General features: G+C 42.1%; 13 protein-coding genes. 11 read left to right on the top strand and 2 right to left on the bottom strand.

What is annotated here, in order from left to right; genetic code table 11:
- Window positions 1-4 precede the first annotated feature (4 nt).
- The 10 genes from FQ083_RS06850 (at window position 5) to lpxC (ending at window position 12,477) form a co-directional block, all read left to right on the top strand.
- Window positions 5-1,000 (top strand): hypothetical protein, encoded by a 996-nt coding sequence (locus tag FQ083_RS06850; protein WP_149409321.1) that lies wholly within the window; start codon window positions 5-7, stop codon window positions 998-1,000.
- Window positions 1,001-1,071: 71 nt separating this feature from the next.
- A complete protein-coding gene (gene pyrE, locus FQ083_RS06845; protein WP_149409320.1) occupies window positions 1,072-1,776 on the top strand; it encodes an orotate phosphoribosyltransferase in 705 nt (234 codons plus the stop codon).
- 102 nt (window positions 1,777-1,878) lie between these two features.
- The gene (gene gshB, locus FQ083_RS06840) at window positions 1,879-2,850 is read left to right on the top strand and encodes a glutathione synthase (RefSeq protein ID WP_149409319.1); all 972 of its coding nucleotides are present in this window, start codon (window positions 1,879-1,881) and stop codon (window positions 2,848-2,850) included.
- Window positions 2,851-3,188: 338 nt separating this feature from the next.
- Window positions 3,189-4,274 (top strand): undecaprenyldiphospho-muramoylpentapeptide beta-N-acetylglucosaminyltransferase, encoded by a 1,086-nt coding sequence (gene murG / locus FQ083_RS06835; protein ID WP_149409318.1) that lies wholly within the window; start codon window positions 3,189-3,191, stop codon window positions 4,272-4,274.
- A gap of 69 nt (window positions 4,275-4,343) precedes the next feature.
- A complete protein-coding gene (gene murC, locus FQ083_RS06830; RefSeq protein WP_133104714.1) occupies window positions 4,344-5,783 on the top strand; it encodes a UDP-N-acetylmuramate--L-alanine ligase in 1,440 nt (479 codons plus the stop codon).
- Between the two features lie 50 nt (window positions 5,784-5,833).
- On the top strand, window positions 5,834-6,979 hold the full coding sequence (locus FQ083_RS06825) for a D-alanine--D-alanine ligase (RefSeq protein ID WP_262880916.1): 1,146 nt from the start codon (window positions 5,834-5,836) through the stop codon (window positions 6,977-6,979).
- Window positions 6,980-7,487: 508 nt separating this feature from the next.
- Window positions 7,488-8,315, top strand: a complete 828-nt coding sequence (locus tag FQ083_RS06820; RefSeq protein WP_149409317.1) for a cell division protein FtsQ/DivIB — start codon at window positions 7,488-7,490, stop codon at window positions 8,313-8,315.
- 152 nt (window positions 8,316-8,467) lie between these two features.
- On the top strand, window positions 8,468-9,760 hold the full coding sequence (gene ftsA, locus FQ083_RS06815; RefSeq protein ID WP_223145224.1) for a cell division protein FtsA: 1,293 nt from the start codon (window positions 8,468-8,470) through the stop codon (window positions 9,758-9,760).
- 244 nt (window positions 9,761-10,004) lie between these two features.
- The gene (gene ftsZ, locus FQ083_RS06810) at window positions 10,005-11,201 is read left to right on the top strand and encodes a cell division protein FtsZ (protein ID WP_011514344.1); all 1,197 of its coding nucleotides are present in this window, start codon (window positions 10,005-10,007) and stop codon (window positions 11,199-11,201) included.
- A gap of 358 nt (window positions 11,202-11,559) precedes the next feature.
- Window positions 11,560-12,477 (top strand): UDP-3-O-acyl-N-acetylglucosamine deacetylase, encoded by a 918-nt coding sequence (gene lpxC / locus FQ083_RS06805; protein WP_181209702.1) that lies wholly within the window; start codon window positions 11,560-11,562, stop codon window positions 12,475-12,477.
- 298 nt (window positions 12,478-12,775) lie between these two features.
- Here lpxC and FQ083_RS06800 read toward each other — a convergent pair whose 3' ends face one another.
- Complete coding sequence (locus FQ083_RS06800) at window positions 12,776-13,291, bottom strand: DciA family protein (RefSeq protein WP_149409315.1); 516 nt, start codon at window positions 13,289-13,291, stop codon at window positions 12,776-12,778.
- Window positions 13,292-13,558: 267 nt separating this feature from the next.
- On the opposite strand from FQ083_RS06800, the gene FQ083_RS06795 reads away from it, so the two are divergent.
- Window positions 13,559-14,287: a CHAP domain-containing protein gene (locus tag FQ083_RS06795; protein WP_011514341.1), complete on the top strand. Its 729-nt coding sequence runs from the start codon at window positions 13,559-13,561 to the stop codon at window positions 14,285-14,287.
- Window positions 14,288-14,385: 98 nt separating this feature from the next.
- Here FQ083_RS06795 and FQ083_RS06790 read toward each other — a convergent pair whose 3' ends face one another.
- The gene (locus FQ083_RS06790; RefSeq protein WP_149409314.1) at window positions 14,386-15,141 is read right to left on the bottom strand and encodes a DOMON-like domain-containing protein; all 756 of its coding nucleotides are present in this window, start codon (window positions 15,139-15,141) and stop codon (window positions 14,386-14,388) included.
- Between the last annotated feature and the right edge of the window lie 50 nt (window positions 15,142-15,191).

The following is a 15,191-nucleotide window of genomic DNA, read 5'->3' as shown; positions in this document are numbered from 1 at the left end:
TTTCATGACCCAGCCTTTTACTTCTGATGAGGGTTTATTCAGTGTTGATCTTGTGGCAGAGGGTCAGTTTGCAAATAATAATGCGGCGCAATCAGCCGTTTTATTCAGTAGTGACCAGCCTGCGATTGTCCATCCTAATTTTGATCCGACGCAAGTGCCATTAGATCCTGCAAGACCGCTGACAGATATTCCAGAACCAGCGCGACGCTTAAATGGACAGTTACGTCGATTATATGGCAATGCTGCCCGTTTTTACCAGCCTGATAAGGACAGCTTGTCAAAATGGTCGCTTATTGCGTCAGAGGCATTAGCAGAACATTTATCATTACTAAACGCTGCTAAATTGATAGCGCTGCCTGATAGTTTTTATCACAATCAGAGCGAGCAGCCATTAATGTCGTCGTTAAATGAGATGGTTTTGCTAGATATGTCAGATATTCAACAAGCAATTCGGGCGTATCCAAGACTGAATCGTTATGGATTTTCAGAGACGGAGAGCGAAGAGAGTGATAAAGATATTAATGCTAAAACCAAAGCGTCTGCTGCACTATCTCTGCGCACCCTGACCAAACGCTATAACCCTGATGAGCTTTTAAATAGTATGTATGCTGATGACTGGCACGTAATACTGCAGCCGCAGCAGTTCGAGTTAGGTGAAGGCAGCTTAGCGACTGATATTATGGCGTGTAGCGTTGCTGTTCATGCTTTAAAGCAGTGCAGCCGCCGCAAAAGTATCAACCATAGCTATAGTGCCGCGCAAATTTGCCAGCATATACGCAGCTACTTACTCAGTCAGAGTATCTGTGAGCCTGCTCAGCGGCATGCCTATCGTCAAATTCGAATTTTTGCAGGACATGTGATCATAGCCGCTCATCATTTGGGCTGGAACATTCAAGTGAGTCGTGATGGTCACTGTTATTTTGACCTCTCTTCACGTTGCAGTCTTCTGACCCGATATCCCAATATGCAAGATTATGATATCAATGGTTGGTCAAGTTAAGCGCCAACGCCTATAATGCGCGTCATGATAATCATTTTTAAACCTTTCTTTTTGTTCATAGGAATTCTCTAATGCCCCATGCCCAATACGCTAACAATGCCCCATTTTCATCTCATGCCTTTATTCAACTGGCTTTAGACAACCAAGTCTTAAAGTTTGGCGAGTTTGTCTTAAAGTCTGGTCGCATTAGCCCGTATTTTTTTAATGCAGGTCTGCTTGCATCAGGTGAGATGTTATCGCTATTAGCACGTGGTTATGCAGATGCCTTAGCTGAACAGATGGCTGCTACAAATGAGGGTCAAGATGCACAAGAATTGGTTATCTTTGGTGCCGCTTATAAGGGTATTCCCTTTGTAGCAGCAACTGCACAGGCTTTATGGTTACATCATGGTATCAATGCCAACTGGGGCTATAACCGTAAAGAAGCCAAAACGCATGGTGAAGGCGGTAATTTGGTCGGCGCTGATGTTAATGGCAAAGCCGTTTGGGTATTGGATGATGTCATTACCGCTGGTACAGCGATGCGTGAAGTGGTTGAGATTTTAAAACAAGCAGGCGCACATGTTGCTGGTATTATTGTGGCGCTTGACCGTAAGGAAAAAGGCTTAGCAGAGCGCTCGGCAATTCAGGAACTGGCGGCAACGTTAAACGTTCCAGTGCGCGCCCTTGTCGATATTGACGACTTAATCAGCTATCTGGCAGAGGGTGGTCATTCGAATCAAAATGCAACCCAACTTGCAAAAATGCAGCATTACCGTACCCAGTATGGCGTATAGTTAAGCGTAACTATTGCTGTCTATACTTGTCTATATTGGCATGCTGATATGTGATTTGTGTATATTTTGTCTATTAATAACATCCTGTAAATGAGTATTCTTATGAGCCTAGAACAGCCAAAAAAATCTTTGAACATACTTGTGGTTATGGATCCCATTGAGCAAGTTAATTATAAAAAAGACACCAGTCTGGCTATGATGTGGTCGGCGCAAGATCGCGGTCATCGTTTGGGTTACTGTCAGATTCATGATTTATGGCTTGATCGTGGGCAGTTGATGGTCGATACGCAGTCAGTTACTGTCAAGCATGATCCTGAGGATTTTTATACGTTAGGGGATAAGACGACAGGTTCGGTCAGCGATTATGATGTGATTTTGATGCGTAAAGATCCACCGTTTGATATGCGCTTTATTTATGCAACTTACATGCTTGATCATGCCAAAGCCGCAGGTGTACTGGTCGTCAATGACCCACAAGCCATTCGTGATTGTAATGAGAAATTGTTTGCCACTTGGTTCAGTGACTATATGAGCCCAACGATTGTGACCAGTAAACAGGCACACATTCGCAAATTTATCGCTGAGCAGCAAGACGTTATTGTTAAGCCATTAGATGGTATGGGCGGTACGGGTATATTTCGTTTGACTGCTGATAGCCCAAATATTGGCGTGACGCTTGAGATGTTGACTGAGCTTGAAACGCTACCGATTATGGCGCAGCGTTATCTGCCAGAGATTAAAGAAGGTGATAAGCGCGTTCTTATTGTTGATGGCACTGTGGTTGACTATACCTTGGCTCGTATTCCAACAAAGGGTGAAACTCGCGGAAACCTTGCCGCCGGTGGTAGCGGGGTGGCAATGCCGCTGACCGATATCGAACGCCAAGTCGCAGAAGTGGTCGCACCTATTGTCAAAGAAAAAGGGCTGATGTTCGTCGGTTTAGACTTAATTGGCGGACGCATTACGGAAATTAATGTCACCAGTCCAACCTGTGTGCGTGAGATTGATGATCAATGTGGTACAGACATTGCGACCGATTTTATCATCGCAATAGAGCGAAAACTTTTAATCTGATAGGCTGCTAAATTTTGTTAGTTAGATAAGCTGTAAGGATAGAGTAATGTAATGCTCATCTACTGGCACAATGAGTAAAAATAGTTGTGCTAACATAGATCGTTAAAACGTCAGGGAACTAGCGTTTTGATAACGATTTCGCGGTATTTACCAAAGCCAAGTCGCGATTATTCACGGCTTGGATTTTTGTTATTGGTCGGGCAGAAATGACTATATATCAGACCACGATTTACACTATACTATGCGGGCTTTTAAACAGCTCTAATGACCCGATGAGTAAGATGGCTATAGGACAATAAGTCCTTCATATCAATACAAAAAAGATAGGCAGGCGTTTCATGAAGACACCGCACATATTAATGATGGCTGCTGGTACTGGCGGGCATGTATTTCCAGCACTTGCGGTTAGTGAAGAACTGGCTAAGCGCGGGGCGGTGATTCATTGGTTAGGCACACCAAACGGTATGGAAAATGGTTTGGTGGCGCCAACCGGTTATCCTTTTCATGCGATTGAGATGCAAGGCTTACGCGGTAAAGGGATTGGGCGTTTGCTTAAGATGCCAGTTACCTTGCTTTCTGCGACTATGGCAGTGATCAAAATCATTCGTGGTAATGATATTGATATAGTGGTTGGCTTTGGCGGATATGTCAGTGCACCCGGCGGTATAGCAGCTCGTTTGACCAAGACACCGCTTATTATCCATGAGCAAAATGCCATTGCGGGCATGAGTAACCGCTACTTGGCAAAGATGGCGACCAAAGTCTTGCAAGCCTTTGAAAATACCTTTGGCAATAGTGAGCTTGATGTAAAGCTTGAAACAGTTGGTAATCCAGTACGTAATGCGATTACCGGTGTCGCTGAACCTATAGCGCGTTATGATATAAATGACCGCTCAGGATTAAAACTGCTAGTGGTTGGCGGCTCACTGGGTGCACAAGTGCTAAATGAGACCGTGCCAAAAGCACTGGCGTTTATAGAACGTCCGTTTGAGGTACGTCATCAATGTGGACGCAATAATGAAGCTGCCACACAAGCAGCATATGATAGTGAGAATTTAAGTACACATCAGTTTATCGTACAGCCATTTATCGATGATATGGCAGCGGCTTATAACTGGGCAGATATTATTGTTTGCCGTGCTGGTGCGTTGACCGTTACTGAAATCCAAAATGTGGGTATTGCCGCGATTTTTGTACCATTGCCAAGTGCAGTTGATGACCATCAAACGGCAAATGCGCGGACGTTGACATTACATAAAGCGGCGATTCTATTACCGCAAAATGAATTGACGCCCAAACGCTTGAGTGAAGAGCTTGCAGCCCTTGATCGACCTGCTTGCTTAGAGATGGCAAAAAAAGGTCACGCGCTTGCCAATCGTCAAGCCTGCCAGCACGTTGCCAATATTATCTGGCAAGCTTTGTAGATGAACAAATAAATACCCGATATTTTTACCTTATTATATTTTATCCGTCTTATAAAAAGAGAAACCCTTATGCCAACCTCTGCTAAAGCCTTAACCAAACGTTTGATTGAAATACCAGAAATGCGCCGTATTCAGCATCTACATTTTATTGGTATTGGTGGTTCAGGGATGTGTGGTATTGCTGAGGTTATGAATAATCAAGGCTATCAAGTCAGTGGTTCTGATATTACTGAGAGCTTAGTGACCAAACGTTTGGCGCAGATTGGTATCGATATTGCTATCGGTCATGATTCCAAAAACATTGCCAATGCTGATGTCATCGTTGTATCGTCTGCCATCGATCGTAGCAATCCCGAAGTAAAAGCAGCACTCGAAGCACGTCTTCCGGTAGTGCGCCGTGCCGATATGCTTGGTGAATTGATGCGTTATCGTCACGGTATTGCTATTGCTGGGGCGCATGGTAAAACCACCACGACCAGTTTGCTGACCACTATGATGGCAGAAGGCAATTTAGATCCTACTTATGTGATTGGCGGTAAGCTTAATGCTTCGGGTAAAAATGCCGCGCTTGGTAGCAGTCGTTTTCTAATTGCCGAGGCTGATGAGTCTGACGCCTCATTCTTGTCATTGCATCCGATGGCGGCGATTGTCACCAATATTGATCAAGATCATATGGAAACTTATGGCAATAGTTTTGATAAATTAAAGGCAGCTTATATTCAGTTTTTACAAAACATGCCGTTTTATGGTTTGGCAGTGGTCTGCGGTGATGATCCTGAGCTGTACGCGATGATTGATGATATTGGGCGTCCAGTATTGACCTTTGGTCTTGAGCCATTTAATGATGTACAAGCCGTTGATTTGGTCACCGAAGGTACAAAAACCCATTTTACAGTACTACGCCGTGATCATGAGCCATTGCGTCTGACACTGAATATTCCGGGCGTGCATAATGTCTACAATGCGCTTGCAGCCATTACTATGGCGACTGACGAAGGCGTGGATGATGCGGCAATTACCCGTGCGCTACAGAAGTTTGAAGGGGTTGGTCGTCGTTTTGAGCAACATACCTCTGTGGAGATAGATGATGGTAATGTGCTGCTGATTGATGATTATGGTCATCATCCAAAAGAAGTTGATGCCACCATCAAAGCGGCGCGTCAAAGCTTCCCTGAGCGTCGCTTAGTGATGATGTTCCAGCCTCATCGTTACAGCCGTACCCGTGACTGCTTCGATGATTTTGTCGAAGTACTCTCAAGTGTTGATGAGTTATTATTGTTGGATGTCTACTCTGCTGGTGAAAGCCCTATTGCCGGTGCGGACACTAAAGCCTTAGCACGTAGTATACGTTTGCGCGGTGCCGTCGAGCCAACGATAGTGGATAAAGATAATATTGCCCCTGTCATGCAGCGATTATTGAAAGCAGGTGATATGCTGATCACCCAAGGCGCGGGTAATGTCGGGCAAATAGCTATCGATCTCGCCGCGAATAATCTTTATATCAAATAAGCCTTAGAAGCATTAGAAGCATTGCTTTAAAAATATTAGGAGCACTAACAATGACCATGAATAATACTAAAGAAAATAATAATATTGATGAAGATGGCGTTAATGTTGAGCAAAACGCTACAGATAACAGTAACAACAACATTAAAGGCAATGTTCAAAATAATACTGCCCCCATTATCAATCCAGAACCAGCTTTAGCAGCTGCTGCACAAGCAGAGCAGGATAAAGTAGCTAACAATAGCCAAAGCGCTAATACGTTACCAGATATTAAAGAAAGTAAAGTAAAAGAGGCGAGTGAGTTTGGTAGAGTTGCTGTCATTTACGGTGGTAATAGTAATGAGCGTAGCGTGTCTTTAGACAGCGGTGCAGCTGTATTGCAAGCACTACAAAACCAAGGGGTTGATGCCACGCATTTTGATCCTAAGCATCAAGACATTACTGAACTACGTCAGTATGATCGTGTATTTAATGTCTTACATGGTCGTGGTGGCGAAGATGGTCTGCTGCAAGGCGTACTACAGTGGTTTGATATTCCTCAAACTGGCTCAGGTATTTTAGCGTCAGCACTTGGTATGGATAAAGTACGTACCAAACAGCTGTGGCAAGGCTGCGGATTATCGACTGCACCGTTTTCACTGCTAACCGCTGATACCGACTGGCAGCAGGTGGTTAATATGTTAGGACTACCACTGATTATCAAGCCTGTTCATGAAGGCTCAAGCATTGGTATGACTAAGGTTAATAACCTTGATGAGCTTCCTGCTGCCTATGCAACCGCCGTACAATGTGGCGATGTAGTGATGGCGGAGCGCTGGATAACTGGTCGCGAGTTTACTATCGTTATCATTGATGATGAAGCTTATCCTGTCATTCGCCTAGAGCCTGCGGATATCACCAATTTTTATGATTTCGAAGCCAAGTATAATCGTAACGATACCAGCTACTATATCCCTTGTGGTTTAAGTGCTGCGGATGAAAAGCATTTGCAAGATCTAAGTTTATCGGCGTTTCGTGCCGTTGATGCAAAAGGTTGGGGACGTATCGATGCGATGCAAGACGAAGCGGGCAACTTTTGGCTACTTGAGATTAATACCGTACCGGGCATGACCAGTCATAGTTTGGTACCAATGGCAGCCAAAGCTCGTGGCATGGATTTCGAGAGCTTGTGCTGGCATATTTTGGCGCAAACGGTGTAACACCTTATTAAATAAGTCACTGCCTATATACAACAAGCTGTCCTTAGTAATTACACAAGAGTGATTATTTCAATAAATGAGGTATTTAAACTATTTATCATTGTTGAATAGTAGCTTCTCATTATTCGTAATGTATCGCTATAGCTGCTATACCACAGCTTCGTGTAAACTTGTGTAAATTCGTTAGTAGTAGTAGGGGTTAGGCTATTGTTTGAAGGTAAAATGCGTTAATATTGTAACTATCTAGTGGTTTTGGTGATAGTTATACAACGCTTTGGTAAGTCCTTCATTAAATAAGAGAAATGTTACATTTAAAGGCCGATAAGCACACTTTATATTGCCATTTAAAGTTACGAATTGATAGCATATCTATTAAGTAGATTTTACACTTGCATAATGGTTATAAGCGCTTTTGCATAAATAAAAAAGATCATCGATTTACGTAAATATGAATCGAATGTATGAAATATACAGATTATTTTGATTAAATATAGGGACGAAGTTTAATATGGCTCAAACTGTCAATGACGTCGCTGACTTGATGAGTGATAAAACCCGTCACCCAAAATCAAACTTTCAAGTACCCACTGCGGTTAGATACTTTTTTACCGTATTGGTGCTTGGGTTATTAGTGCTGATATTGATAATGGGCGGTAAGGCTTTACGTGACGCACCTCCAGCAGCTATTCATGTCGATCATCAAGGATTGACGGTTGCCGAATATCGGGCGCTACAGCATGTTATGAATCAGCAAAGTGTGAGCAGCTTTTTCACCTCTGATTTGCAAGCGCTGAGAGATATTACCACTGGTTTGGCTTGGGTTGATCAAGTCAGTATTAGTCGTGACTGGCAAAAAGGTATTGTGGTTACTGTATTGCCTAAGCAAGCAGTGGCAAATTTTGGTACTGAGCGTCTAGTGGATGCAACAGGCAATGTGTTTGTCCCTGCTGATAGTAGAGATTTAACGCAAGAGAACTTTGCAACTTTGCAAGGCAATATGACTCAAGCACCGGTTATTATGCAACAGATGCAGCAAGTCAATGACTGGTATGCTCCGCTTGGCTTACAAGTTGAAGATATTATTTTGTCGCCAAGAATGACGTGGCTGATTCGTTTTGATAATGGGTTACGTATTATCGTTGATAATGAGAATACAGCGCAAAAGCTACTGAACTTAAGCCAGCTGCTGGGTAATCAATTAAAAAACCGCCGTGATGAGATACAATCAGTAGATCTTCGTTACAAAAATGGATTTACGATTGCATGGAATATAGCAGTGCCAAAAGATAATGACACACCCGTAAACGAAAAACCATCAACTGAAGCACCTCTATAAGTAATATATAAAGTAGCCAACACGCTAAACTTGTCTGCTTTATTTTTTATACAGAGTATACATACGCTATTATCAGCTGATAATAGACTTATTTTAATGATTTAATGGAGACATCATTTGTTCTCCTGTTTAGCGATAATTTGTCTGGTACCATGAAAAATACTGAAAATTTGGTTGTTGTCCATTTAAGTGCCACGGCAGTTTATGTCGTCATTGGTAGTGTTGTGTCTGCAAAAGACATCCGTATTATGGGTGTGGGACAAGTTAAGAATAGCGACTTTTATCAAGGTCAAATCAAGCATCGCGAACGCTTGCAAGGCGCTATCAAACAGGCTATTCAAGAAGCGGAAGATACCGCTAATTGCCGTGTGCATAGTGTCTGGCTGACGCTGGCGACTCCTGAGCTATTGAGCAAAAATAGTGCGGGCGATGTTAGAGTAGAAGATGAATTCGTTCGTGCTAAAGATATGGTACAAGCGCTCTCAAATGCCAAATCGCAAGATTTGTCATCTGACTATTATTTGATGCATTGTTGTCAGCAAGGTATTTATATCGATAACCAAGAGTTTATGGTTGATGATGCCATTGATATGGTGGCGCACAATATAGCTGTGATGTATCACATGATGATGATGCCAGTTGCTGGTCGTCAAAATATCCAAAAACTATTGCAAAGCTGTGATGTGGGTATTGATCATATTGTCTTCGATGCGGTAACCAGTGCCGAATATAGCTTGATGAGCGAAGAGCGCCAACAAGGTGTTTGCTTGGTAGATATAGGTGCCAGTACCACAAGTATTTGCGTTTATAAGGAAAATAAGCTGATTTTTACCCATTGTATCGCAACGGGTAGCCATGAAGTGACGATGGATATTTCGGCAGACGTTGGTATTTCGATGATAGAGGCTGAAAAGCTGAAAAAGTCGCATGGTACAGTGGATGTGAACAGCGTAGATCCAAGCTCATTTTTCCTATTTAAACCGCAAGGGTCAGGTGATGAAATCAACATTGGTATCTACAACCTTGCGCGTATTATCGAAGCCCGTTACGTGCAGATTTTCACTGAAGTAGTGCGCCAGTTACATGAAGCAGATTTATTAGGCTATATTGATAAGGGCATTGTGCTCACAGGCGGCGGTAGTGGGATTAAAGGCATGATACCGTTTGCGAAAAAATTATTAAAAATGCCAGTGGTATTAACCAATACGCATCCTGCGATTAGTGCTTATAATCATTTTGATAATGATGAATCATTTAAGCAGCTGAATCTTCAGGTTAATGATCGGGCTTATCAAACGGCATTTGGTACACTACTATATAGCCAAAGCGAGCAGTTTCGGCGCAGTGAAAAAAGCGAGCCTGAAGCGATTCAAAAAAATCGTGTGACGGGTGTTTTTCAAAGTGCTGGTCAACGTTTTGCCAGTGTACTAAAAAAGATATTATAATTGTCCTATAATCCTGCTGAAAATCTATTTACCCAATTAGATAAGCGGTTTGTCAGCAAGACCAAACAAGCATATTAAAAGCAATACCCTGTATAATAACGGCATATCTTGGTTAAGCATTACTATTTAAGCCATGGCCCTGTTTTAATCAAATACATTTATATATAGTAAGTCGATAGCGCGCCATATGCGTGTGTTACCACGTATCGACCATCACGCTATCTGCAACTGGAGAAACTTTTTTATGTCAAAATACACCATGCCAGATGATAATCAGCTTCAAAATAATGGCCAAGCAAGCTTCACTGTATTCGGTGTAGGCGGCGGCGGCGGTAATGCAGTTGAACATATGGTACAGCAAGGGATTAGAGGTGTAACATTCGTCTGTGCCAATACGGACAAACAGGCGCTTGATCGTTTGACCGCACCGCATAAGTTACAACTTGGCGCAAAAACCAACCGTGGTCTTGGTGCAGGAGCGAATCCAGAAGTGGGTCGTGAAGCAGCAGAAAGTGACGAAGAAGCAATTCGTGCACTGCTTGAGCATTCAGATATGGTCTTTATCACCGCTGGAATGGGTGGTGGTACGGGTACTGGTGCTGCACCAGTCGTAGCGCGTATTGCCAAAGAAATGGAAGTATTGACCGTTGCTGTAGTCACCACGCCGTTCAAATTTGAAGGCGGAAAACGTATCAAGGCTGCCAAAGCGGGTATCGAGCAGCTGACTAACTTTGTAGATTCTATCATTACGATTCCAAATGATAAGTTGATGAGTGTCTACGGCAACATCTCTATGCAAGATGCGTTTAAAAAAGCAGATGATGTGCTATTGCATGCAGTCCAAGGTATTGCAGAGACCATCGCTAGCGAAGGTATGATCAACATTGACTTTAACGATATCCGTACCGCAATGACCGCTAAGGGCCATGCTATGATGGGTATCGGTCGTGCCAGCGGTGATGATCGTGCGCGTCAAGCGACTGAAAAAGCCATCAGATCGCCATTACTTGATGATTTGCGCCTAGAGAATGCCAAAGGCTTACTCGTCAACGTGATTTCATCTGAATCCTTATCTCTAGATGAGATGAGCAAGATCAGTGTGATTGTCGAAGAAATTACTGATATCGATGAAGCGCATATCTTCTATGGCTCAGTGATTGATGAAAAAATGGGCGACGACTTGCATGTGACGGTTATTGCAACTGGTTTAACCTTAGATGAAAACGCTGGTGAAGAGCCTGAAGTGGTTGAGCAACCTGTGCCTTCTGTAAACAGTACGCAACCTGTTGACCCAAACTTGCATACCAGTGCCTTGAACAGTCAAAAACAGTCTCAAGCTCAGTATCAAGAAAACCCAATTCGCTCTAATACTGTGCCTGAACAGACTAAAACTAAGACCAATAGCATTCAAGATTACCTAAAGCGTCAGCAGAACAAATAGATATCATTCGTATAAATATTGCTCTCTAAAAAAGCCAGTGTTCAAACGCTGGCTTTTTTGTGCCTATTTATAATCTCTGCTATTTGCCAACTACTTATATATTGGTTATTCCTATTTATCAGAAAATGTTACCTACTCATACCAATTTAGGCGGTATTTTCAACAGATTAAGCCTTTCAAAGCCCGATATTTCATAGCCGTCTGTTGGTGATTGCGACTAAACAGTCACCGATAATAATGCTTCGATAAGTGTTATCAATCAAAGAGATAGGTAAATTAACGCTTTTTATCGCTAGCGAACAGGGTTCGGGTAATGATACACTATGGCAATTGTAACAAAATATGTGAGAAGACAGCCATGAATCAACGAACCATAAAAACAGCAATTGCTGTTACAGGTACTGGTCTTCATAGTGGTCAACCTGTTGATTTAGAATTTCATCCGCAACCAATCGATACTGGAATCGTCTTTGAGCGTTCTGATATTACTGGCAGCACGCCAATTCCTGCCAGTGCCTTTTTGGTACAAGATACCATGATGTCATCTAATCTGGTGTTTGGTGGTACACGTGTCGGCACGGTTGAGCACTTGCTGAGCGCGATAGCGGGACTTGGCGTTGATAATCTATTAATTCGTGTATCGGCATCAGAGATACCTATTATGGATGGCAGTGCTGCACCTTTTGTAGGACTGTTATTGCAAGCTGGTTTTTGCGAACAGGATGCTTCAAAGAAATTTATCAGGATTGTACGTACGGTACGTGTCAAAGTTGACGATAAATGGGCAGAGCTACGTCCTTATAATGGATTTGAGCTTAATTTCGAGATTGATTTTGATCATCCTGCGATTGATAAGAACTTTCAGCATGCCCAATTGCAGTTTTCAACCCAAAACTTCATTGAGCAGCTGAGTTCAGCACGCACTTTTGGTTTTTTACGTGATATCGAAGCCATGCGTCAGAACAATTTGGCATTAGGCGGTAGCATGGACAATGCGATTGTTATCGATGAAAGTAATATTTTGAACGAAGAAGGTCTGCGTTTTAATGATGAATTTGTTCGTCATAAAATTTTAGATGCACTTGGTGATTTATATCTGATTGGATATCCTATTTTGGGTCGTTTTAATGCTTATAAATCCGGTCATGCTTTAAATAACTTGTTGGTACGTGAGATTTTATCTGACCATAATAACTTTGAAATTGTAACTTTTGATGACAATGTAACATGTCCTATCGAATATTTACCTTTGAACGGTATAACTGTCGAAGGATGAATACAGGAATATACACGAAGTATCGAAACATTTACGCAATATTACATAAAATGGTTATAAGTAGAGTGAAATAATATTCATTTAAGTGGATATATATTTCTTTATTTTATGATAACTTGCCTGTATAGTAGATGAGATAAAAGCTGTAGCGAATAGCAAAATCATTTGTCAGTGAGGTTCACAATGTGAATGCCACTGACAGATGATTTTTTTTGTTTTTGAAATTACAAAAACCCAGCCTGAATCGTATCATTTACCAGATTTGTTTACATAACTTTACATTATCTGCAGGGGTTTTTTACGGATTTATAAGGCGTAATAGTGCTTTTTTGAGGTTTTTATCAGTGGTGACATGCTCTGCTGCCTGTGATATAGTCCGCTTTGTGTTTTGGCTAAGAGCCTGATTTTCATGGGCTTTAACGGATATTGAGCGTGATGCTGACAAGCCTGATGATGATTTAGAATAATTATTATTGGTAGATTTATTGGCTATGACGACGCGAATTTGCTTGAGTTGTTTAAATGTAATTGACTGCTCTGTTAACACTTGCAAATACGCGCTCTGCAAATAGCGAATATGATTGGCAGCAGTTACTGATTCGACACTGAGTGTTAATTGCTCAGACGTTAAGCCTACGACCCAGCAGTTATTGAGGATTTCCTCAGGTAGACAATCTACCAAAAGCGCTTTTATTTCAGTGGTCGCTTGTACATATAAACGCATACTATCAGATAGGCTTTGAGGTAGCGCACTACCAGCAAAAGCTTGATGATCGATGAGAGTGGCAAGGCGGTTAGGGTTTTTTTTGGACATCGTAATGACTCATCTAATAGGTGAAAAATCGATACTCATAATAAACAGGCTCTAAACGCTCATTTTTAAAGCAAGGTATGACGTAGCAAACGATTTATGTAGTAGATGATTAAGCTGCTAATGATATCAGCATCAGCTACTTAAGAAGTAAAAGAGCGATTGTACTAAATATTTTATCATGTTTATTTCATGATTATATTCTCTAAACTAATTCATGCTTTGTCACGGATGACGAGCAATTCTGTTTTCACAATAGGTAGTAAATTTATGAAACAAGCTTTATTAATTTTATCAGTATTGGGAATGGGCGTAGCACAGACAAGTGGTGCTGCCGAAACAACCTTTCAATCAAATAATACCTTGAGTCATACCATCACCAATATCACTACTTCTGCGAACTACGGTTCTAGTCGTAACATCTACAGCACCAACAGCGGTGCATATGTTTCTAGCAATGATGAAATCAGCCAAGCAATCGATAATTTAAGCGCGCATGCAAAACAAAAAGAATATCAGCTTGCTTCGCTAACCAATCGTTTGTCTTATGAGCAGCGTCAGCAGAAAGTAAGTTCAGTGCCAGATCGTTATTCGGCGCCTGCTATTGCAGCAGCGAATGCTTCACGAGTCGCTTTATCTAGTAGCACAGGCTATTGCGCTCGTTATGTCCGTAAAGCGTTACAATCAGCGGGCTACGAATTCACGCCTAATCCTTCAGCGTATCAATATGCGTCTCGTGGCACACTGTCACAAGCGGGTTTTACCAAAATCAGTAATAACATGGAACCACAGGTTGGTGATGTGGTTGTTTATGACCGTACCTCAAGTCGTCCTCATGGCCATATTCAAATATTTGATGGTAATGACTGGGTGTCTGACTTCCGTCAAAACAGCATCAGCCCATACAGCGGTCATTACAACTATACGACGTGGCGCGATGCTAGATACGTTGATGATGCTTCAGATCGTGGTATCTACCTTGCTATGGCTGACAAATAAGTATCAGTTAAGCGCTCTCTCCGGACTCAGTAATGCTCTTTATGACATTACTGAGTTTTTTTATGTCTTAAATAAGGCTAGCTATTAAGTTGATATTTTTACTTGGCAAGGGCGGATAGCCTATCAAATGGTGTCCAATACTGACGATTATGAAAGTCGGGTGGCGAGGCATGTTTGGGCGCAAAGTATAGAATCGTAGCGCCAAAGGATAAAATAACACAAGGATGTATGTATTTGATAAGGGCATCATTACTGTAATCTGACTTGCGATTCAATGACGTCGATGAATCTAATGGCATTCTAAAGCTGCGTTGGTAGTGATAAGGTTTATGCGTTGATATGAGGTAGTCTATTAGCAGTTTCGGGTTGTTACCGTCTATCCAATTGATAGCAGCACGTGTCTGTCCGTCAGCGTACATAAGAGGTCTTGGCGGTAGTGTTGTAGGAGAGCGATAGCTGTCAAACTCATAAAGCGCATACTGACCTTCAGGACTGGCATTGATCTCAATATAGGACATTGTCATATTGGTTTTGGGGGACTTATCATTATCTTTTGAACTGCTGCTACTGATTAAGGAACCTGCTAAAAAGCACTCAAGGCAGGTTTGTTCCCACAGATAATCCTTAAAGCCTACTTTATCTGCTTGCCACTTTGGCCAAGTCAATTGAGCAGCTAAGCACTTAAGAGGTAACGTCACACGATATTCTAGCTGCAAATAAGCTTCTGGCTGCGCTACAAGCGTTGCGCTTACCTGTACGCTAATTTGCTGTAAAGCTTCTGGCGTCACGCCAAGTTGCTGCGCGTCATCTGCTAAGGTTTCAGTTGCTAGGTATAAATCAAAACTCTGGCTCATTATCTTATTATCTCAAAAAGTATTAGCATCATAAAATATGATATAGCTGC

It is taken from the genome of Psychrobacter sp. ANT_H59 (assembly GCF_008369225.1).
Lineage (GTDB): Bacteria > Pseudomonadota > Gammaproteobacteria > Pseudomonadales > Moraxellaceae > Psychrobacter > Psychrobacter cryohalolentis.
Note: the sequence above shows the minus strand (reverse complement) of the source record. Positions and strands in the feature narration are given on the sequence as shown.

Excerpts from the sequence above, each read along its gene's own strand:
- ftsA (WP_223145224.1), top strand. The coding sequence starts at position 8,468 with ATGAAAAATACTGAAAATTTGGTTGTTGTCCATTTAAGTGCCACGGCA.
- gshB (WP_149409319.1), top strand. The coding sequence starts at position 1,879 with ATGAGCCTAGAACAGCCAAAAAAATCTTTGAACATACTTGTGGTTATG.
- pyrE (WP_149409320.1), top strand. The coding sequence starts at position 1,072 with ATGCCCCATGCCCAATACGCTAACAATGCCCCATTTTCATCTCATGCC.
- FQ083_RS06795 (WP_011514341.1), top strand. The coding sequence starts at position 13,559 with ATGAAACAAGCTTTATTAATTTTATCAGTATTGGGAATGGGCGTAGCA.
- FQ083_RS06800 (WP_149409315.1), bottom strand. The coding sequence starts at position 13,291 with ATGTCCAAAAAAAACCCTAACCGCCTTGCCACTCTCATCGATCATCAA.
- lpxC (WP_181209702.1), top strand. The coding sequence starts at position 11,560 with ATGAATCAACGAACCATAAAAACAGCAATTGCTGTTACAGGTACTGGT.
- ftsZ (WP_011514344.1), top strand. The coding sequence starts at position 10,005 with ATGTCAAAATACACCATGCCAGATGATAATCAGCTTCAAAATAATGGC.
- FQ083_RS06820 (WP_149409317.1), top strand. The coding sequence starts at position 7,488 with ATGGCTCAAACTGTCAATGACGTCGCTGACTTGATGAGTGATAAAACC.
- FQ083_RS06825 (WP_262880916.1), top strand. The coding sequence starts at position 5,834 with ATGACCATGAATAATACTAAAGAAAATAATAATATTGATGAAGATGGC.
- FQ083_RS06790 (WP_149409314.1), bottom strand. The coding sequence starts at position 15,141 with ATGAGCCAGAGTTTTGATTTATACCTAGCAACTGAAACCTTAGCAGAT.
- FQ083_RS06850 (WP_149409321.1), top strand. The coding sequence starts at position 5 with ATGACCCAGCCTTTTACTTCTGATGAGGGTTTATTCAGTGTTGATCTT.
- murC (WP_133104714.1), top strand. The coding sequence starts at position 4,344 with ATGCCAACCTCTGCTAAAGCCTTAACCAAACGTTTGATTGAAATACCA.
- murG (WP_149409318.1), top strand. The coding sequence starts at position 3,189 with ATGAAGACACCGCACATATTAATGATGGCTGCTGGTACTGGCGGGCAT.